The sequence below is a fragment of the Microvirga sp. P5_D2 genome (assembly GCF_054049475.1).
Genome location: NZ_JBFUMH010000019.1, coordinates 1 through 18,186, shown reverse-complemented (window position 1 = coordinate 18,186; position 18,186 = coordinate 1). Strand labels below are relative to the sequence as shown.

Genomic DNA, 18,186 nt, shown 5'->3' with positions numbered 1-18,186 from the left:
TGTTTGCTCAAGACCTGGAAGCAGGAAAGTCAAAGATGCTTCCGGTAAGCCACGCAGGCCAGTCCCGCTCGAAAAATGACTTGGCGCTCTCGTCAAACTTCCGATTTGGGCAGGTTGAGATCCTCATCGCGGTACTCTCCAATTTGACGACAATCTGCTCGTTTCTATGGTCATCTCGCTCCTTCCGGAAGCGATATTCTTCAAGCGGACCAGTTCTCGTCACGGGCAACGATTCTCCAGCAGGATCACATATGGCGCGCGCGCCGCGACTTCCCCCACCATTCTGAATGAAGTAGTCCAGCGCGGAAAGCACCGCTTCGGATGCCAGTGCCATTTGTTGCCACTGGATTGCACGCCCTGCCTCCGCGGCACGTTCATAGGCGATCCCTGTCTGCCTTATCTGATCATTTAGTCGACGCGCCTCGGAAAGCGCTTCGGTCACACTCTTGCCATCGCAGATCAGACCCGCCTTGTCGCTCATCCGAGCCTGGACATCAGACCGAACCGACTTCACAGTTAGGGGGCTATCAGGCCTCAATACTCTAAGCAATTCGATGACAGCACGCTCGGCTTCGGTCTTAATGGCGCCAGCCGGAACGGTTTTAGCCCTCCCGCTTGCTGCAATATGCTCTCCAACGCGCGTCCCGAATACTTGGCCAGCATTGAGGGCTGCTCCCCCTGGCCGCGTCACGCCATGGGTCCCCGCAGCTTCCCCGATCGCGTAGCATCCCGCGAGATTGCTACGTCCCCAGGTGTCGACCCTAATGCCGCCATTCATATGTTGGTTGTTTACGGCGAACTCCAGCGGCTCCGCTGCAATATCGATCTTGTATCGACGGTAGAGCTCGATCGCGAGCGGGTTCATGTGCCGAAGACGCTGGATCGGCATTTCTTGACCTGCGCCGGCGTTTCTCAGGTATCGCTTCACGTCATCATCTAAGCGCGCAAGGCTGAAGGGCTGGTCACCAGGCACGGGCAGCGGATTGCGGTTGAAGTCCATGTATACGCGACGACCTTGGGCATTCTCACGATAGATCGCGAGGTCGACGAGGCTTGAACCGAAATTCAGCATTCGTGTGGAGTGGAAGGGCCACTGGTAGCCTTTACGGAAGATGTTCGAGGCCACCTCCTGCGTCGTCCTGTAATACTGGGCGAGGAAGTGGTGCTCGGTCCCGTCTGCGTCGATGGAATAGAGATGTGGGATGGCCTGAACGTAGGTGCCGGACAAATTCCACGGGAAGCCCTCGCGGCGTGTCCCGATGCCGAACTGGCTTTCGGTGAGATTTACCAGTTCGACCCCCGCCTCAAGGGCCAAGCCTAGGGATCCAAAGCAGCCATATGGATACACGCTGTCGCGGTAAAGTTCACCGGGTCCGCCCGCCGCGAGTACGATCACCGAACAAGCGAACAGGACGATCCCCAGGGAGTTTGCGTCGGTCCGGTCGTTCGCGCGCATCGCAATGACGCCGACAACGCGACGGCCATCACCTTCGCCATCTGTCAGGATCTTCACAGCGGTCGTCTGGTTGTAGAATGGGATGTCGAGACGGATCGCTTCTTCGGCCAACACCTTGACCATCAGGCGCGACGTGCGCGGACCGCAACTCGTAGCGCGTCCGACCTCGTCATGGTCGGTCTGGTATCTCAGCGTGCCCCCAAGCGAATCCTGGGGAAGCGGCAAACCAAGGAACTGCAGTGAGGCCATCATGCGCGCGGATCCCACGGCCTCGACGTAGGCCGTGTCCTCATCCATAGCGCCGCCTGCCCGGATCGCCCTAGCCATCGCCTTGAAATTGTCGCCCTGGTCGGCGGTGTTTGCCGTATGCAGTGTCTGCTTGTCCGAACCCGAGCAGGCGGATGTTCCACCCCACGCACTCTGGCTCATGATGACGACGTCATCGCCTCGGCGCTTCATCTCCACGGCGGCTCGCAGGCCAGCAGCTCCGGAGCCTACGACTATGCAACCAGCTCTGTAGAGCGGCACATCAATACCTGCTAGCCGGACTATTTCCGACGACACGACTTCAGGAGACAGCTTGGGCATGTCCACATCCGTCAGAGCGTCCAGAATGTGTTGCGGAACATCGATAGTCATGAGATCTCAAATCCTATGAGAAGGCGGTACCGTGCGATTGGTCATCGCCGCCCCGGCGATATGATGAAACGGCGCTTACCAAGTACCTTCGAACTTAGCGGGTCGTTTCTCTATGAACGAGTTTACCCCTTCCTTGAGGTCACCCGTCTTCGCGGCGAGGATCGACCCAAGTGCTTCGACGGCTGTCCCGTTGTCCTCGCCACTCGCCGACGCTATCATCAGCTTCACAATCTCGATCGCCGCAGGGCCTCTCGTTGCTACCCGAGCTGCGTACTCCTTCGCTGCAGCGACGGAATTGCCGGTTGGAGTTACCGCATCGATGATCCCGAGCCGCATGGCTTCCTCGGCGCTGAAGATCTCGCCTCCGAGCGCCATCCTGCGGACCGCCTGTGCACCGAAGCGCTTAACGAGCCGCTGGGTGCCCGACCACCCGGGAACCATGCCAAGGCCAGTTTCCGGCAATCCGATCTTGATGTGCTGTTCGGCAATCCGAAGGTCGGCGACTCCCGCCAGTTCGAGCCCCCCGCCGAGCGCATGCCCGTTAAGAGCGGCGATCAGGGGAACGCGGAGAGTTGCCAATCTCTCGAAGACGCGATGGCCGTGCCGCACCCAGGCGTGACCGAACTCCTGCGGCTGCATGCCAGCCCAAGCCTTGATGTCGCCACCCGCGGAGAAGCCCTTTCCTTCTCCGGTTAGTATCGCGACCCGCACATCAGGATTGGCCTCAACGGCATCGGCTGCATCTTCGAGAGCCTTGAGCATGCCAAGATCGAGAGCGTTCAATTTCTCTGGTCGCGCCACAGTCATCGTGGCGACGTGCCGGTCGACATCGATCTTTACAGTTCCGCTGGTCATTGGTTCGCTCCCTTCAGAATTCGGATGCCTCTCTCGGGCAGTGACAGGCCAATGTTCGGCTCCTTGAAGAGCTTTGCGTCCATTTCCTTCAGATCATCCGCGACGATGAGAGGGAACTCGGATTGATCCAGGATGTGCGTCTTGAGATCCACGCCAGGGGCAATCTCTGTGAGCACGATGCCTTTCGGAGTCAGATTCATGACGCATCGCTCAGTGACATAGGTGATATCCTGCCCCTGCTCCACAGCGCGCTTGCCCGAGAACGTTACGTGCTCGACTTCGTTGACCAGCTTCTTGAGCTTGCCTTCCATCTCGATGACGAGCTTGCCGTCGGCGATACCCAGCTTAGCTCCGGCATTGAACATGCCCGAGAAGACGATTTTCCTGGCGTGGGCTGTGATATCGACGAAACCGCCGGCGCCAGCTGTCACGTGAGGACGGAACGACAATTTGGAGACGTTGACTGAGCCGTCTCTTCCAATTTCGAGGAAAGACAGCAGGGAGGCGTCGAAGCCAGCGCCCTGGAAGTAGGTGAACTGATATGGAGACGGCATGAAGGCGTCCGCATTGGAGGCGCAGCCGAACGCGAAATCGAGGAGCGGCACCCCACCAACGGCACCTTGCTCAATTACCCATGTCACGGCGCCGTGCAAGCCCTCTTCGAGGAGAATGCGAGGCACGTTGGCGGAGATGCCGAAGCCGAGATTCACACAGCTTCCGGCCTGAAGCTCCTGGGCGACGCGGCGGGCAATGACCTTCTGGATGTTGAATTCCGGGACTCGGAAAGTATCGATCGGCCGGAAGATCTCGCCGGAGATGGCTGGATCGTACAGGGTCTGCGTGGTCTGCTTCTGGTCGGGATCGACGATGATGTAGTCGACCAGCATACCGGGAATACGCACGTCATGGGGTTTGAGGCTGCCTTGCTTAGTGATGCGTTTTACCTGCGCGATAACGATCCCACCATTGTTCCTCGCGGCCAGGGCTTGATCCAATCCGCCCAAATAGGCCCCTTCGTGCTCATAGGTCAGGTTGCCGCGCTCGTCCGCCGTGGTGGCGCGGACGATGGCCACCTGAGGGGCAATCGCAGGGAAATAGAGGTAGTTTTCGCCCTCGAACGAGATCCTCTTGACCACAGGCTCCGCAGAAGCCGCTTCATTCATCGCGCAGCCCTGCCGCGTCGGGTCGGCAAACGTGTCGATGCCTACCTTCGTGATGACGCCCGGCCGCTTCGCTGCGGCCTCGCGATGCATGTCGAAAAGAATCCCTGAGGGTATGTTGTAGGCCGGGATTTCGTTGGCAGTGATCATTTGCCAGATTAGGGGAGGTTCCGCGCTGGACGGGCCAGACGGGTAGGATCCACCCATGATCTTGCTCAGCAAGCCCTTTTTGGCGATGTAGTCGACCCCTTTGATCCCACTCATGTCGCCAGCTGCGATAGGATGCAGGGTGGTGATGTTCTGCGGATGCCCGGTAGCGTCGAACCTATCGCCAATCGCTTTGAGCATGAGATCGGGGCAACCGAGGCCACTCGATGAGGACACCGAAACAATCGCTCCATCCGGGATCAGTTTGGCGGCTTCCGCCGGCGTAATGTGCTTGCTCATTTCCGTAACGTCCTGTCATAAAATTCAGGTTGGTTGGATATCCAGCGCGGATCATTCGGGACCAGCCGGTGGGACGGGATCCCGATCTGTCGCGCGGGGGAAATCTGGTGGGTCTATGCCCAGACTATTTGCTTTGCTCCGCAGCTCTCGCGAACTACGAGCCGGACTGAAGTCACAACATTCTCGGCTTCGGGCTTCCCCGCGCTGATCTGCTTCAGCAGCAGTTGCGCAGCCCGTCGTCCCATGGCTTGTGGATCAACTGAGATCGTTGTGAGTGCGGGAACTGCTGTTCGGGCCTCGATAACATCATCGAAGCCAACGACTGCGAAATCCTGCCCCGGTTCAAGGCGCCGTACCCGTAGTCCATCACACACGCCAAATGCCACGGCGTCGTTGAAGCATACCGCAGCCGTTGGGCGATTGCTGACCGATAGAGCCCGGCCTATCGCCTCGAAACCGCCTGCTCGCGAGGGTGCCCCGGGAAAGATAAGTTCCTCATCATAAGGGAGCCCCTTGGATGTGACCGCCGCCTTGTATCCCGTTAGTCGCTCATAGAACACAGCGGTATCCGGAAAGCCGCCGAGGAACGCGATACGGCTATGCCCGAGTGATATTAAATGGCGGACGGCTTCCGCGACGCCGTTCGAGTTATCGGCAACGATTGATGAGACTTTCGCGCCAGGCAAACTCCGCACAACGACGACGACGGGTATTCCAGCAGCGATCAATGGCTTGAAGTCTGCTGGGTCCGTCGCTCGGGCGGGGGAGACGAGTAAACCCGATATTCCATGCTCGCGCATCGAGGCCACGACTTCACGTTGGCGGTCAATACTCTCGCTTGTATTTGAAAGGAATTGCACAAAACCCGCAGACTGAATCACCATATCTACGCCTACGGCAAGTTCTGCGTAGAAACTGTTTGTAAGATCGTTGACGACTACGCCGATGATGCCGGATCGGGTTGTCGTCTGACGGAGGTTTGCCGCCCCGCGGTTATAGACATACCCAAGCTCGTTCATCGCCTCGGTAACCTTGGCACGAGTGGCTGTTTTAACGAGAGGGGATCCCTGCAGTACCAGTGATACCGTCGATTTGGACACGCCCGCAGCTTTCGCGATGTCCACGACGGTCACTCGTGACCTTGTCATTGTGTCCTCCTTCCCAACCTCACGCTGAAATTGTTGGAACGATCCAATTTTGTCAAGAGAGTTCATAAGGCGGATCACTCTTACGGTACTGATCTTACGGTACTGATCTTACGGTATTGAAGTCAAAAACCTTCACCCTTTTTTTAAATATTCGCCTTATTAAACAATGGGTTGGATCCTGGATCAACTCGTCGAGCAATCTTCTGAGAAAAAGAGAGCCTCCCAAAATTCCCGCTTGTCATTTAGAACGTTCCAAATTATTAATTCGGTGGCGATTTGGAGGAAGTTGCAAGGGTCTTTACTGGAGGCATGCCGTTTTAGCAGGCGAATAGCGCCGCTAGTTGACATCCCGATACTCGGGATCCGCTCGGTTCCAGCGCCGGTGGGGAAGTGCCGCCCGAGGATTGATCGCAGCTTTTACTCTAGTAGAAGCGAAACTGTAACGTCTGGCGCGGGCCTGGCTTATTTTGAGCGAGCACGACGCTGGCGAATAAGGCCGGGAGGGTACATTGTACGTATTGAACTTCGAGCCTGTGTTTGCGGGCCTCGAGAAGCTGCTCTACGGAGCCTGGCTGACCATCCAGCTTTCGTGCGCGGCGATGCTTCTCGGTCTCATCGTTTCCATCATTTGCGCAGCCGCGAAGACCTCTAATGTCGTCCCGCTTCGATGGGCAATAAACGCCTACATCGAGATAATAAGAAACACGCCGTTTCTCGTTCAGATCTTCTTTATCTTCTTTGGCCTGCCTTCCCTGGGGCTTCGACTAACGCCGAATGGCGCGGCGCTCCTTGCGTTGGTTGTGAATTTCGGCGCCTACGGCACGGAAATCATACGTGCCGGCATTGAAGCTATCCACAAGGGGCAGGTTGAAGCAGGAACGGCGCTGGGTCTCTCCAAGCTTCAGGTCTTCAGATATATCATTATGAAGCCCGCATTGCGGACCGTGTACCCGGCCCTGACCAGCCAGTTTATCTACCTGATGCTGACTTCGAGCGTGGTCTCGGCCATCTCGGCCGACGACCTCGCCGCAGCGGGCAACGACCTGCAGTCGTCGACGTTCGCAAGCTTCGAAACCTATACCATCGTGACCCTCATCTATCTCGCGATGTCGATAGGTTTCTCTGCAATCTTCTCGGTGATCGAGAAGGCCGCGTTCAAATACCCGCTTAGCCGATAAGGAAACCGACCATGCCCATGATCAGACCCTTCGGCTTCCCCGAATTCTGGACTATCGTGCTCGCGGCGCAGTGGACGATCGCGCTGTCTGCGATCGCCTTGGCTTGCGGCGGGGTAGGCGGCCTTCTCATCGCCCTCGTCCGGGTTTCGGACACGAAGATCCCGCGAATGATCGCGAAAGGCTTCATTCGTCTGTTTCAAGGAACCCCTCTCCTGATGCAGCTCTTTCTGGTCTTCTTCGGTCTGAACATCCTTGGCTTCGGCATCAATCCATGGTTCGCCGCCGCAATCGCCTTCACCCTCCACGCTAGTGCGTTTCTCGGTGAAATCTGGCGCGGCTGTATCGAAGCTGTACCGTCCGGACAGCGCGAGGCCGCAACAGCGCTTGGGCTGCGATATTATAACCGCATGCGCTATGTGATCCTGCCGCAAGCCTCGAAGATCGCTGTCGCGCCGACGGTCGGTTTCTTCGTACAGTTGATAAAGGGCACTTCACTTGCTGCAATCATTGGATTTACCGAGCTGACCCGCCAGGGGCAGATCATCAATAACGCAACCTTCAGCCCATTCCTGGTCTTCACCACGGTGGCTGCGGTCTACTTCGTTCTCTGCTGGCCGCTCTCTCTGCTCGCGGGACGCTTGGAACGGCAATTCTCCCGAGCAACAGCACGTTGATCGGACCCGCGCCGGAGGGAGATAACCCGGCATAACTGAAAGGGTAGGAACATGAATATCTCGAGACGCATGATGATGGCCGCGATTGGGGCAGGACTGATGGTTGGCGCGATGGCCTCATCGGCTGCAGCGCAAACAGTCGACGATATCAAGAAAGCTGGGACGATTAAGGTCGGCATGCTGGTCGATTTCCCGCCCTTCGGTCTCATGAATGCCAACAACGAGCCGGACGGCTATGACGCCGACGTTGCCAAGCTTCTCGGCAAGGAGTGGGGCGTGAAGGTGCAGATCGTTCCGGTCAGTGGCCCGAACCGCATCCCGTATCTCCAAAGCGGCCAAGTCGACATCCTCATTGCTGGCCTCGGTATCACGGAAGAACGGAAGAAGACCGTCGACTATTCCCAGCCCTATGCTGGCATTGCGATTGGCGTGTTCGGCGCGAAGGGAGTCAATGTCACGAAGGCTGAAGACCTTGCTGGCAAGAGGGTCGCTGTCGCACGCGCCAGCACCCAGGATACTGCCATGACGAAGATTGCGCCGCCCAACACGGCGATCCAGCGCTTCGATGACGACGCCAGTGCTGTTCAGGCTCTCCTGTCAGGACAGGTCGAGCTGATGGGTGTGTCCAACGTCGTCTTTTCACAGATCGAGAAGGCAGCGCCGGGACGGTACGACCAGAAGTTCATCTTCAATCAGCAACTGCAGGGCATCGCGATCCGCAAAAACACGCCCGAGCTTCAAGCAGCCCTCAACGCCTTCATCACCAAGCACATGGCCGACGGCCAGCTTGAGGCGATTCACCAGAAGTGGCTTGGTTCGCCGCTTCCGCAGTTCGTGAAAGAAGCCAAGAATTAACGTCAGAAGATGCAGAAAAGGGAGTTCTCCGCATGAATGGGACCAACGCAAGCGCATCTGCAACAGGAGTGCGGGGAGCTTCTGACCTGATAGTCAGAATGGAAGACGTCAACAAATGGTACAGCTCCTTCCATGCTCTCAAAGATATCAACCTCTCAGTCACCCGTGGCGAGCGGATCGTGATTTGTGGCCCGTCCGGATCAGGAAAATCCACGATGATCCGGTGCATCAACCAACTCGAGACCATCCAGAAAGGTAAGATCGTCGTCGATGGCCATGATCTCACCGCCGGCGGCAAGAATGTCGAACTAATCCGGCAGGAGACGGGGATGGTCTTCCAGCAGTTTAACCTGTTTCCCCATATGACTGTGCTTGAGAACTGCACACTCGCACCGATGAAGGTGCGGGGCATCGCTAAAGCAGAGGCCGAGAAGACTGCACGCAGGTATCTCGAGCGGGTCCATATCCCCGAACAGGCAGGCAAGTATCCGGCCCAGCTTTCCGGTGGTCAGCAGCAGCGTGTTGCCATCGCCCGGGCGCTCTGCATGAACCCGAAGATCATGTTGTTTGATGAGCCGACTTCGGCTCTCGATCCGGAAATGGTGAAGGAAGTCCTCGACACGATGATCGATCTCGCCAAGGAAGGCATGACCATGCTCTGCGTGACGCACGAAATGGGCTTTGCACGCCAGGTTGCCGACCGGGTGATCTTCATGGACCGCGGTGAAATCTTGGAAACGGGCACCCCGACCGAATTCTTCGGAAATCCTCGCAACGATCGCCTGAAGACGTTCCTCGGGCAGATCTCTTAAAAATCTATGGAGGTCCATTGTGCAAGCTCAAGTCCTTCTCGTCGAGCCCCTGATAAAACTGATCGAGGATCGGCTGGATGCCGCCTACACGGTGCACCGGCTGTACGATCCCGCCGGTAAGGCTGAACTGGAGGCAGCGTTGCCGAACATCCGTGCGGTCATAACCGGCGGCGGAACGGGGCTTTCCAACGAATGGATGGAAAAGTTACCGTCGCTCGGCGTCATCGCCATCAACGGAGTCGGTACGGACAAGGTCGATCTTAGTTTCGCCCGCAGCCATGGTATCGACGTCACGACGACCCCGGGAGTCCTAACTGACGACGTCGCGGACCTCGGGATCGCCCTGACACTTGCCCTACTGCGACACGTCGCTAAGGGGAATACCTTCGTGCGCGAGGACAGGTGGGGCAGGGAGCCATTCCCTCTCGGGACCAGCCCCAAGGGTAAACGGGTCGGCATTCTTGGGCTCGGCCAGATCGGAAAGGCGTTTGGCCGGCGAGCCGAGGCCTTGGGTATGATCCCTCGCTACTGGAACCGCTCGCCGATCACCGACGTAAGCTGGAAATGCTGTGCGTCGCCGGTGGCACTCGCAGAAGACAGCGACATATTGGTGCTGACCGTTGCGGCGAGTGCTGCCACCCAGAACATCGTCAACGCGGACGTGCTGAAGGCGCTCGGCAAGACCGGCTATCTAATTAACGTCGCCCGCGGCTCGGTGGTCGATGAGGATTCGCTGCTCGCGGCGTTGAAAGATGGCACGATCGCTGGCGCCGGGCTCGACGTGTTCGTCAACGAACCGCACATTCGTCGAGAGTTCTTCACCGCACCAAACACAGTGCTGATGCCGCATCAGGCGAGTGCCACGATGGAGACCCGCATCGCCATGGGCGAGCTTGTACTCACCAATGTGGCTGCACATTTCGCCGGCACCAAGCCGCCGACCACAGTGAACTGAGAAAGGCGTGAGCCATGATTATCCGGCAAGCTCTCTTCGAGGGAACAATCCATACCGGAAGAGAAGAAGCCTTCAGGCATTATGTCGCCGAAAAACTGATGCCAATGTGGCGCCAGTTTCCCGGCGTTAAGGAAGTGCGGGTGCTATACGCCCTCGAACGCGACGCTGGCGCGCCGCCATATGCCATGGTGCTCTCCACGATGTACGAAAGCCGCGAGGCCCTGGCCACCGCACTTGAGTCACCAGTGCGTTATGAAAGCCGTGAAGTTACCAAAGGTCTACTCGCGATGTTCGATGGCCGTATCCATCACCACGTCCTTGAGCTCGCGCCTAGCTGACCTCCTTACAGTCACTGGCAACACTCCGACATCGATCCGAAGATTGCCGATCCAGTAGCATTATCAAGACCGGACAAGTATTTGAGGCGTCAACGCCACTAACTCCCAAAGGTCAGAAAATGGCACTTTCCGGACCTGAGGCCTTGGTCGGGTTTACGGGGGCATTGCGGACATTTTGAACAGGCAGTGGAACTCCCTTGCGTTTCCTGCCTCAGACCCCTGCGATAGTGTCGATCCAGCCACCAAACACGTCAGCAACTTCCAGGCTGCTGGCGAGATTGTAATTCTCGTCCACTAGCTCCTTGTCCTGGTGCTGCAGCAAGCCGCTCGCCAGGTGCGGCTCGGATCCTGCGCAATACCGGGCAGTGAAGGCCACATTACGCCGGAAGTCGTGAGGTCGTCATCGCCCGGCGGTGACGATGCCCTAATTGCCCAACACGACGCAGTGATTGGACGATCCAGAGGGTTCAATGACAGGCTGGCAGGACATTGCCACCGCGCCATGCGAAACAGGCCGGCTCCTCCTGGATTTGAACGATCGCGCCGTCGGACGGATGATCAAGCTCGCGAAGAGGCGGGGCTAGGTCATGTATGATGTGCTGATTGGGCTTATGCCCCCCGAGGTGTTCGCCCAGCAGTTGATCAAGAACGTGATCGATCAGTTTGCCGAGATGGCATCAACGTCGCGGGAGAACCAGAGGCGATGAGTTCGCCAGACAGAGATGAGCTAGGGATCACCGCAGAAGATGAGAGATCCACGGACGATCAGCCCAAGGCTCCGCACCCCTCTGCCAGCGTCCCTGAAGAGCCTCCGATCGCCTCCAGCGATGTCTTTGAGGGCTACTGGGATGACACCGGATGGCGGACTGCTGGCGGAGTTCCCTGTGAGGCGACGCACTGGATGCCATTGCCTCCACCTCCGCTGACGCTCGTCTCCCAGTGAGGGAACGGAATCGCTGGTGCCTGACGAACTGCGCTCCCCGATCAAGCACCACCTCGTCCTGCACCGGATCACCCCGGAGCAGGGGATCCGGCGCTTCTACTCGCTGATGATCGAGCGCGATCGGTGTTGTCACGTTAACCAGCATCGGGCGCATTGAGACAATTTCGGCCGCATGGCAGCTTCAAGCGGCGACGCTGGCCGCAGACTTCCATTCCGCCATGGCGTTGAGGCGGTGGAGATGGGTGGCAGGGGCGGAGCGGTGGGAGCGGGGTGGAACGAAAAGATTGCGGACGGCCGAGAATGCATTGACGAACCGCTGCAGGTACCTGGGCGATCGAAAGCCTTGCATCACCCGCTCTCGTCGGCGGAACGGCAGATGCGAATTTTCCGCTCGGTTGTTAAGCCCCTTGTGTGAGCGGTGTTCGACCGACGGCATGACCTGACGCCGGGCGGCAGCATAAGAGCCGAGCTTGTCGGTGATCATCCGCCGGGGTGGGCAGCCCTGCTTGCGCAAGAGACGCTTCAGCAAGCGCTTGGCCGCCTTGGTGTTGCGGCGGCCCTGGACAATCTCATCGAGCACATAGCCGTCCTGATCCAGCGCCCGCCACAACCAGTGCTTCTGGCCAGAGATCGTGACCACGACCTCATCCAAGTGCCACACGTCGCGACGGCTTGGCGTCTTGCGCCTGAGGCGGCGAGCGTACGCCGGCCCGAACTTCAGCGCCCATCGGCGGACGGTCTCGTAGGAGACAACGACGCCGCGCTCGAGCAACATCTCCTCGACCAGCCGCAGGCTCAATGGGAACCTGAAGTAGAGCCAGACCGCATGGGCAATAATCTCGGGTGGAAAGCGGTGGCGTTTGTAGCTGACGGACTTGATCATGCCGGTCCATCTACATGCCTCGCTCTCACACTCGGGTTAATGTGACAACACCCTCGCCATGGCGGACGATCCAGAGGCGCTCAGGCCAGCGTTGCATCGGTTGGGATCCCCGCGTCCGGTAGTGTCAGATAAGGATCTGAACGTGAGGCTTGGCTTTAGGTTCCAGCCGTTGAAGGACTGACAGCCGAGCAATCAGTTGACCTCATTCGAATTGAGCGCTCGGGTTGCTACGATTTCTGTCACGGGAACCGGTTCGTGCCAGTGCGTGTTCGCCACTCATGAACTCGCGGGGAGGGCGGCCTCGGCTCTGGCCGGCTTTCTGCAGATGGGCGTTGGACTCTCTGGAACCGCCGTTGCAGCTCTGCTCCTCCGCGATCCCTTGACGGCGCTTGCAACGGTGATGCCCAGCATGGCCCCACTCGCGCTGCTGGCGCACTTTGCTCTCCCATCAAAGCGCAACAGCCCACTGTTCGCGGTCGCTCCGGAGAAACTGGAAACACCGATCGATCCTGCGGGAGCAGTCGGCGCTGGCGGTGAGGAGATCGAACGAGTGGTGCACGGCGAGCGGTCTCGGGACCGGCACAAGCCGCCCGTTTGTTAACCCGTCGAATTTTGACGTTCGCCTCGCAACGCGGCAACGACGTCCGCCGATGGTACGCCGCGATGCCACAGGACATAGACGGTGCGATAGCGCGGTGGTGCAAGGCCGGCGGCGCGGCACGCAGCAACAGCCTGATCGTGCGCCTTGCGAATGCTGCCAAACGGCGCCGCATCGCCCTGCCTCCAAGCCGAGGAGCGACAGCTCAGGATAGCGCGCCAGATGATGACCAGTTTCAGGTGCGGAAAGCTGCGGCCTTTTCGCGTGGTCTTTGGCTTGGAGGCCCGTTCCGGCTGACGTTTCGTGCGTCCCCGGGCCAGAGCAAAGCGACGCTGCAGGGCGCGGTGGGGGAGATCGTGACCTTCATCATCCGGGTTTGCGCCACGCTGTTCCGCATCGCGCAAGGCCGTCCTCAACCGTGCGATCCGCCAGGCCGGAATGATTTCAAACGGTGCAGTGTTCATTACTTTCCGCCTGTGGATCGTATCCTCCTCCCATGCAGGGGCGGAAGTGGCTCCATTCCGACTTTCCCCTCAACTGCTGCCGGGCACTTCCTGCCATTGCTGTGGCTGCAGCTGACCGGTAACGCGCTCCCACCAGGCATCAGCTCGTGCCTCGAACGATTGACTGCCGCGGCCATCGCTCTGGTAGAACTGGCCGGGCTGGATCCCGGGTGCGTAGGTCTGCTCAACCCAGCCACGCGGATCATCATGGGGAAACCGGTAGCCGACGTGTCCCAGTTTGGCCGCTCCGGCATAATGCCCGTCCCGCAGGTGCGGGGGCACCGGGATCATGGGCTGCGATTTGACATAAGCCATTGCCGCACCGATGCCGCGGCAGACCGAGTTGGATTTCGGTGCCCGGGCGATGTGCAAGGCTGCATGCGCCAGAACGATCTGGGCTTCCGGGTAGCCGACATGCTGCACGGCTGTAAGAGCCGCGGCTGCGGTCTGAAGGGCTGTGTTGTCAGCAAGGCCCACATCCTCGGAAGCATGGATGAGAATGCGACGGGCGATGAAGCGAGGATCCTCACCGGAATGGATCAGGCGGGCCAGCCAATAGAGGGTGGCGTCCGGATCCGAGCCGCGCATCGATTTGATGAAGGCGGAGATCGTGTCGTAGTGATAGTCGCCTTTACGATCAAACGGCAGGGGCGAGGCTTGGTAGACCTCATCCACCAGGGCTCCCGTGATCGAGATAGCTGAACTGGGTTCGGAGCCGAGCACCAGTGTCTCAAGGGCGTTCAAGACACGGCGGGCGTCACCTCCTGCCCGTCCGATGAGCTGCTTCATGGCATCGTCATCAAGGCTGACGTTCAAATCCTTGTGGCTCATGAGAAAGGCGACCGCGCGCTCCACGACCTGCCGCAAGTCGTCTAGTGAGTGCGGCTCCAGCTGGAAAATGGATGCGCGGGAGACAAGAGCCGGGGTGAGAACGTGATAGGGATTTCCGGTTGTTGCAGCAATCAGATCGAAGGTGCCGGTTTCGGTGAGATCGAGGAGATAGTCCTGTTGCGCACTGCTGAAGCGGTGGATCTCGTCAATGAATACCAGAATGTCCTTGGCCTGAGCCTCCTGAGCCACAGCCTTGATGTCAGAGACGTTGCTGTTGGCCGGGTGAAGCGATCGAAACTCCTTCTTCATCTCCAGGCCGATAGCGCGGGCAATCGTGGTTTTACCAACACCTGGAGGCCCGAAGAGAATGACTGTGCCGAGACGACCGGCCCGGACGCGCCGCCGCAAGGGCCCGTTCGGCCCCAGGATGTGCTGCTGCCCAATGAGCTCGTCGAGCGTTTGCGGGCGGATCTCGGCGGCGAGCGGCTTGGGACGCTGCTCCTGGGCCTTGGAGAAGAGGTCGGCTTTCATCATGGATCGAGGCTTTGAATGATCAGGGACTTGGGTACTTGAGCGGAGAAGGGTTCAGAGAAGCCCGAATGAGCGTTTCTGGGCTTCTTTAGCACGTGAAGACCAGCGGAGGGCACACGAGAGTCGAACGGGTTTAGGGTAGCGAATTGCACACACATGAATTTGCCGGAACAAAGCTTCAGCGTTCTGTTCTTTTTCGCGAGTCCAAGACATGCGAAAGCCCGCCGAAGGGCGGGCTGAGCATCTTCTGCGAAGCTGAAGCGAGTTAGGCTGCAGCAGCAGAAGCGCGCGCGACGGTGTGAATGTCGGACCGCACAATGCCAAGATCGCTGAGCTCACGATCATTGAGCTGCGACAGCTCACGAACCGTCTCGCGATAACGCAGATACGCGCGGATTTGGGAGAGGATGTAAGTTACGAACATGCCATGCCTTTAGGTGCTAACTGCCTCGACTATCGAGGAATTTCTGGTTGTCTGTGATGGAACTTATATGGATATTCAGCCCCTTATTCGGGAGTGGTTCTAATGTAAGGGAGTTATGCTTTGTGCGCATGCCGACCGTAGCCGTATCGCCATGGGCAGCGACCAACTGACCTCGCTCCGGCCCCCTTTCAAGTGGCACACAGAGGGCATCGTCTGGTTAGCGCGGCGGTGACCACATGGAGCCATACGTGAGGGATGAAACCGACACGTGATCCTCGCTATGCCCGCCATCGCTTTCCGGCTGAGGTGATCAGCTATGCCGTGTGGCTGTACTTCCGTTTCCCTTTGAGCCTGCGCATGGTGGAGGAGATGCTGGCAGCCCGCGGCATCGAGGTCAGTCATGAGATCGTGCGGCAATGGGCGATGAAGTTCGGCCAGGGCTTTGCGAACCAGATCCGCAGGCGTCTTCCGGCACCGGGAGACAAGTGGCACCTCGATGAGGTTGTCATGAGCTGCGGGCCGGAAACATTGGCTCTGGCGCGCCGTGGATCAACATGGGAACGTGCTCGACATCTTGGTTCAGAGCCGCCGCAATGCGAAAGCCGCCAAGCGTCTGCTTAGAAAGCTTCTGAAACGTCAGTGCCGTCCACCTCGGGTGATGATCACGGACAAACTGGCCAGCTATGCTGCCGCGAAGAGGGCCGTGATGCCCAGCGTCGAGCACTGGCAACATAAAGGGCTCAACAATCGAGCGGAGAACTCTCATCAGCCGACCCGACGACGTGAGCGCATCATGAAAAAGTTTAAGTCAGCCGGGCAGGCTCAACGTTTTCTTTCGGTTCATGACCAAGTTGCCAATCACTTCCGCCGTCCTGCCAACACCACCGCCACTGATCAGCGCCAGTCCCGCGCCCGAGCCTTCACGGCTTGGGCCGAGGTGACGTGCATTGCAGTGGGCTTCTGAACTGCCGCCCGAGTGAGGCGCTTTGCCTTCAGCTCGTTAAATTGACGGTGTCTGCAGAACAGTTCGCTCTGCTCGTTGGCTGAACTTAGACGAGACCTCAGCCGTCTTCGCGTCCCAGCTCCAAATTTGCGACGCATCCCTGGTGGATCGGCTCTACTCGAAGACGCGTCCCTGGCTCAGGCGTGCGGCCGAACGGAACGTGGTTGCGCATCTGCTGAAGCTACAGGCGGAGGGGCTCGTGGGGCCGGATGGAGAACCCTGGCGCCCAAGTAAAATGGCTTCTTGCGCCGGCAATGGCGGCCTAACCGTCAGGATCTGTCCACTCGATCAGAGCCAATGAGCCAATGTTTGCAGGAATGGTGCCGAACTCTCTTCCCTGGCTCGTCCTTACACCCTAGCTTGAGAGGGGCTGGCTCACACCAGCATCACCTATTGTGGAAGGCCAACACGCGATGAGCACCACCCGTGTCTTTCTGCTTGCCCCCGTCCTGGCTCGGTTGATCGAGAGGGAGAGGGGAGGTCACCTTGTCCGGCAGGGCTACTTCCCGGACCGCCCGGAGCGGGGCGCCCGTGTGCAGGTGGAGGGTGAGACAGGTCAGCTTATTCTGGTCACTCACCACCCGAATGGCCCTGTCGAGCAGGCCACGCCCATCCCCCGCTCTCAGGCCGAGGCTCTGCTGGAACTGACCATCGGGCGGACTGAGCATCTGAGCATCAGCGTGAATATTGGCGCTCACACCACGACCCTCCAGCGCTTCATCGCCCCGGCGCCGCTTGATCTGATCAGCATTGCGTTCCAGCACGACACGACAGCGCGAACGTTTCAGCCGCTGGCCTGGTTTGGCCCGGAGGTCACGGCAGACCCTGCTTTTCAAAGCCGCTCCATGGCACTGGCCGAGCTACCGTCAGCACCGGAGGGCCCGACGAGCGCTCAACTCTGCTGTGGGGCAGTCGGCCCTCCACGGAGCGGCCTGATTGAGGGTATGCGGCTCTGATTAGGCCGTCTTCAGATCCACGGCCGATTCTTTACCGGAGCGGCGGTCCGCCTCAACCTCATAGGAGACCTTCTGACCTTCAGCAAGGCCACGCAGACCTGCTCGTTCAACCGCGCTGATGTGCACGAAAACGTCTTTGCCGCCGGTGTCCGGCTGGATGAAGCCGTAACCTTTGGTCTCGTTGAACCATTTCACAGTACCCGTTGCCATTGTCGTCTGGACTCCCTCTCCATTGGCGAATGGTATCGTTTTGCCATTCTGCCGTTGTCGCCCTGTCCCCAGCGGAGGAAGGCTAGTTGCGGTACCAAGAGTTGGCAAGCATCGTCGACACGATATTCCTCAAGTTATTCCGAAGGCATTTCGCCGTATAAAGAGCTTCATGGTGGAATTGAGCCGATCCCACTGGAGCCGTCGTGGTGGGATCTTGGGAAGGGGGTATCTGACCTGATCGCCGACCGAGGGGCGATGCTTCATGTTGTACTGCCGAGGCAATGCCGCCACCAAGTACAGCATGCGGCCGTACTCAGCCTGCCTTTCACAGACTTCTTGTCAAAATGTTTGTTCGGCGAAATTTGGCGGGTTTGCAATCTCACGCCGCGATTTACGGGCACATCACGGAAGAAGCTCCGATGTCCGCTTACGCGGGCAATGCAGGCGTTCTTCAAGGGGAGGAGAGTCTCAAAATCTGACCTGAAGGCGAGTATAGCGCGAGTTCGATCGACAACGCTGGGGCGGCAGGTTTATAGTCAAACCCGAGCTATGATGGAGGCATGCTATGAAGCTGTCTCTCGCGATTGCACTCTTCTTTGCAGCCACGATCAGCGTGGAAGCCGCTCCTCAGGCGAAGTCGAAGAAGAAAGCCGAACCCAACAAGAACGTCCAGATGGTCACTGTCGCCGGCGAGTGTACCAAGCTGGTTCATGCAGGACTTGTGATCGAGGGCTGCAAGAACCTTCTGGTGAACATGAACTACAGCACTGGGGTGAGTTCGTACTGG

The 18,186-nt window shown here is 58.7% G+C and carries 19 protein-coding genes and 2 pseudogenes; 12 read left to right on the top strand and 9 right to left on the bottom strand.

Annotation, left to right across the window (positions count from 1 at the left end; all coding sequences use genetic code 11):
* Positions 1-7: 7 nt before the first annotated feature.
* From ACXJKO_RS08390 to ACXJKO_RS08375, 4 genes are all read right to left on the bottom strand, one after another.
* Positions 8-2,095, bottom strand: a complete 2,088-nt coding sequence (locus ACXJKO_RS08390; RefSeq protein ID WP_457090631.1) for an FAD-binding protein — start codon at positions 2,093-2,095, stop codon at positions 8-10.
* A 75-nt stretch (positions 2,096-2,170) separates the two neighbouring features.
* Complete coding sequence (locus ACXJKO_RS08385; RefSeq protein WP_457090630.1) at positions 2,171-2,950, bottom strand: enoyl-CoA hydratase/isomerase family protein; 780 nt, start codon at positions 2,948-2,950, stop codon at positions 2,171-2,173.
* Entirely contained in the window at positions 2,947-4,557 is a 1,611-nt protein-coding gene (locus ACXJKO_RS08380) for an acyl CoA:acetate/3-ketoacid CoA transferase (protein WP_457090629.1), read from the bottom strand. The genes ACXJKO_RS08385 and ACXJKO_RS08380 overlap by 4 nt, the downstream gene beginning before the upstream one ends.
* A 113-nt stretch (positions 4,558-4,670) precedes the next feature.
* Positions 4,671-5,705 (bottom strand): LacI family DNA-binding transcriptional regulator, encoded by a 1,035-nt coding sequence (locus ACXJKO_RS08375; RefSeq protein WP_457090628.1) that lies wholly within the window; start codon positions 5,703-5,705, stop codon positions 4,671-4,673.
* Between the two features lie 509 nt (positions 5,706-6,214).
* Here ACXJKO_RS08375 and ACXJKO_RS08370 point away from each other — a divergent pair.
* The 7 genes from ACXJKO_RS08370 to ACXJKO_RS08340 all read left to right on the top strand — a co-directional run bounded on the left by ACXJKO_RS08370 (position 6,215) and on the right by ACXJKO_RS08340 (position 11,460).
* The gene (locus ACXJKO_RS08370; protein WP_457090627.1) at positions 6,215-6,883 is read left to right on the top strand and encodes an amino acid ABC transporter permease; all 669 of its coding nucleotides are present in this window, start codon (positions 6,215-6,217) and stop codon (positions 6,881-6,883) included.
* 17 nt (positions 6,884-6,900) lie between these two features.
* Positions 6,901-7,557 carry an amino acid ABC transporter permease gene (locus ACXJKO_RS08365; protein WP_457090664.1) on the top strand — a complete coding sequence of 219 codons (657 nt, stop codon included), beginning with the start codon at positions 6,901-6,903 and terminating at the stop codon, positions 7,555-7,557.
* Between the two features lie 51 nt (positions 7,558-7,608).
* Positions 7,609-8,412, top strand: a complete 804-nt coding sequence (locus tag ACXJKO_RS08360) for a transporter substrate-binding domain-containing protein (protein WP_457090626.1) — start codon at positions 7,609-7,611, stop codon at positions 8,410-8,412.
* A 98-nt stretch (positions 8,413-8,510) separates the two neighbouring features.
* Positions 8,511-9,224, top strand: coding sequence for an amino acid ABC transporter ATP-binding protein (locus tag ACXJKO_RS08355; RefSeq protein WP_457090663.1), 714 nt, complete (start codon positions 8,511-8,513; stop codon positions 9,222-9,224).
* Positions 9,225-9,243: 19 nt separating this feature from the next.
* Complete coding sequence (locus ACXJKO_RS08350) at positions 9,244-10,179, top strand: 2-hydroxyacid dehydrogenase (protein ID WP_457090625.1); 936 nt, start codon at positions 9,244-9,246, stop codon at positions 10,177-10,179.
* Positions 10,180-10,193: 14 nt separating this feature from the next.
* Complete coding sequence (locus ACXJKO_RS08345) at positions 10,194-10,517, top strand: EthD family reductase (protein ID WP_457090624.1); 324 nt, start codon at positions 10,194-10,196, stop codon at positions 10,515-10,517.
* 703 nt (positions 10,518-11,220) lie between these two features.
* The gene (locus ACXJKO_RS08340; protein ID WP_457090623.1) at positions 11,221-11,460 is read left to right on the top strand and encodes a DUF551 domain-containing protein; all 240 of its coding nucleotides are present in this window, start codon (positions 11,221-11,223) and stop codon (positions 11,458-11,460) included.
* 181 nt (positions 11,461-11,641) lie between these two features.
* Here ACXJKO_RS08340 and ACXJKO_RS08335 read toward each other — a convergent pair whose 3' ends face one another.
* Positions 11,642-12,343, bottom strand: a complete 702-nt coding sequence (locus tag ACXJKO_RS08335) for an IS6 family transposase (RefSeq protein WP_457090622.1) — start codon at positions 12,341-12,343, stop codon at positions 11,642-11,644.
* 265 nt (positions 12,344-12,608) lie between these two features.
* Here ACXJKO_RS08335 and ACXJKO_RS08330 point away from each other — a divergent pair, with 265 nt between their 5' ends.
* On the top strand, positions 12,609-12,944 hold the full coding sequence (locus tag ACXJKO_RS08330; protein ID WP_457090621.1) for a hypothetical protein: 336 nt from the start codon (positions 12,609-12,611) through the stop codon (positions 12,942-12,944).
* Here the strand turns inward: ACXJKO_RS08330 and ACXJKO_RS08325 are convergent.
* From ACXJKO_RS08325 to ACXJKO_RS08315, 3 genes are all read right to left on the bottom strand, one after another.
* Positions 12,941-13,405, bottom strand: coding sequence for a hypothetical protein (locus ACXJKO_RS08325; protein ID WP_457090620.1), 465 nt, complete (start codon positions 13,403-13,405; stop codon positions 12,941-12,943). The genes ACXJKO_RS08330 and ACXJKO_RS08325 overlap by 4 nt on opposite strands.
* A 69-nt stretch (positions 13,406-13,474) precedes the next feature.
* The gene (locus ACXJKO_RS08320) at positions 13,475-14,809 is read right to left on the bottom strand and encodes a replication-associated recombination protein A (RefSeq protein ID WP_457090619.1); all 1,335 of its coding nucleotides are present in this window, start codon (positions 14,807-14,809) and stop codon (positions 13,475-13,477) included.
* A gap of 262 nt (positions 14,810-15,071) precedes the next feature.
* A complete protein-coding gene (locus ACXJKO_RS08315) occupies positions 15,072-15,230 on the bottom strand; it encodes a DUF1127 domain-containing protein (RefSeq protein ID WP_457090618.1) in 159 nt (52 codons plus the stop codon).
* A 255-nt stretch (positions 15,231-15,485) separates the two neighbouring features.
* Here ACXJKO_RS08315 and ACXJKO_RS08310 point away from each other — a divergent pair.
* From ACXJKO_RS08310 to ACXJKO_RS08300, 3 genes and pseudogenes are all read left to right on the top strand, one after another.
* Positions 15,486-16,194: pseudogene (locus ACXJKO_RS08310) on the top strand (IS6 family transposase).
* A 142-nt stretch (positions 16,195-16,336) separates the two neighbouring features.
* Entirely contained in the window at positions 16,337-16,534 is a 198-nt protein-coding gene (locus ACXJKO_RS08305; protein ID WP_457090617.1) for a hypothetical protein, read from the top strand.
* A 112-nt stretch (positions 16,535-16,646) separates the two neighbouring features.
* Entirely contained in the window at positions 16,647-17,189 is a 543-nt protein-coding gene (locus ACXJKO_RS08300) for a hypothetical protein (protein ID WP_457090616.1), read from the top strand.
* On the opposite strand, the gene ACXJKO_RS08295 is transcribed toward ACXJKO_RS08300, so the two are convergent.
* Entirely contained in the window at positions 17,190-17,399 is a 210-nt protein-coding gene (locus ACXJKO_RS08295; protein ID WP_457090615.1) for a cold-shock protein, read from the bottom strand.
* A gap of 565 nt (positions 17,400-17,964) precedes the next feature.
* On the opposite strand from ACXJKO_RS08295, the pseudogene ACXJKO_RS08290 reads away from it, so the two are divergent.
* Positions 17,965-18,186, top strand: a pseudogene (locus tag ACXJKO_RS08290) (hypothetical protein); the annotation flags it as partial.

Excerpts from the sequence above, each read along its gene's own strand:
- ACXJKO_RS08390 (WP_457090631.1), bottom strand. The coding sequence starts at position 2,095 with ATGACTATCGATGTTCCGCAACACATTCTGGACGCTCTGACGGATGTG.
- ACXJKO_RS08385 (WP_457090630.1), bottom strand. The coding sequence starts at position 2,950 with ATGACCAGCGGAACTGTAAAGATCGATGTCGACCGGCACGTCGCCACG.
- ACXJKO_RS08380 (WP_457090629.1), bottom strand. The coding sequence starts at position 4,557 with ATGAGCAAGCACATTACGCCGGCGGAAGCCGCCAAACTGATCCCGGAT.
- ACXJKO_RS08375 (WP_457090628.1), bottom strand. The coding sequence starts at position 5,705 with ATGACAAGGTCACGAGTGACCGTCGTGGACATCGCGAAAGCTGCGGGC.
- ACXJKO_RS08365 (WP_457090664.1), top strand. The coding sequence starts at position 6,901 with ATGATCAGACCCTTCGGCTTCCCCGAATTCTGGACTATCGTGCTCGCG.
- ACXJKO_RS08360 (WP_457090626.1), top strand. The coding sequence starts at position 7,609 with ATGAATATCTCGAGACGCATGATGATGGCCGCGATTGGGGCAGGACTG.
- ACXJKO_RS08355 (WP_457090663.1), top strand. The coding sequence starts at position 8,511 with ATGGAAGACGTCAACAAATGGTACAGCTCCTTCCATGCTCTCAAAGAT.
- ACXJKO_RS08345 (WP_457090624.1), top strand. The coding sequence starts at position 10,194 with ATGATTATCCGGCAAGCTCTCTTCGAGGGAACAATCCATACCGGAAGA.
- ACXJKO_RS08340 (WP_457090623.1), top strand. The coding sequence starts at position 11,221 with ATGAGTTCGCCAGACAGAGATGAGCTAGGGATCACCGCAGAAGATGAG.
- ACXJKO_RS08335 (WP_457090622.1), bottom strand. The coding sequence starts at position 12,343 with ATGATCAAGTCCGTCAGCTACAAACGCCACCGCTTTCCACCCGAGATT.
- ACXJKO_RS08325 (WP_457090620.1), bottom strand. The coding sequence starts at position 13,405 with ATGAACACTGCACCGTTTGAAATCATTCCGGCCTGGCGGATCGCACGG.
- ACXJKO_RS08320 (WP_457090619.1), bottom strand. The coding sequence starts at position 14,809 with ATGATGAAAGCCGACCTCTTCTCCAAGGCCCAGGAGCAGCGTCCCAAG.
- ACXJKO_RS08315 (WP_457090618.1), bottom strand. The coding sequence starts at position 15,230 with ATGTTCGTAACTTACATCCTCTCCCAAATCCGCGCGTATCTGCGTTAT.
- ACXJKO_RS08300 (WP_457090616.1), top strand. The coding sequence starts at position 16,647 with ATGAGCACCACCCGTGTCTTTCTGCTTGCCCCCGTCCTGGCTCGGTTG.
- ACXJKO_RS08295 (WP_457090615.1), bottom strand. The coding sequence starts at position 17,399 with ATGGCAACGGGTACTGTGAAATGGTTCAACGAGACCAAAGGTTACGGC.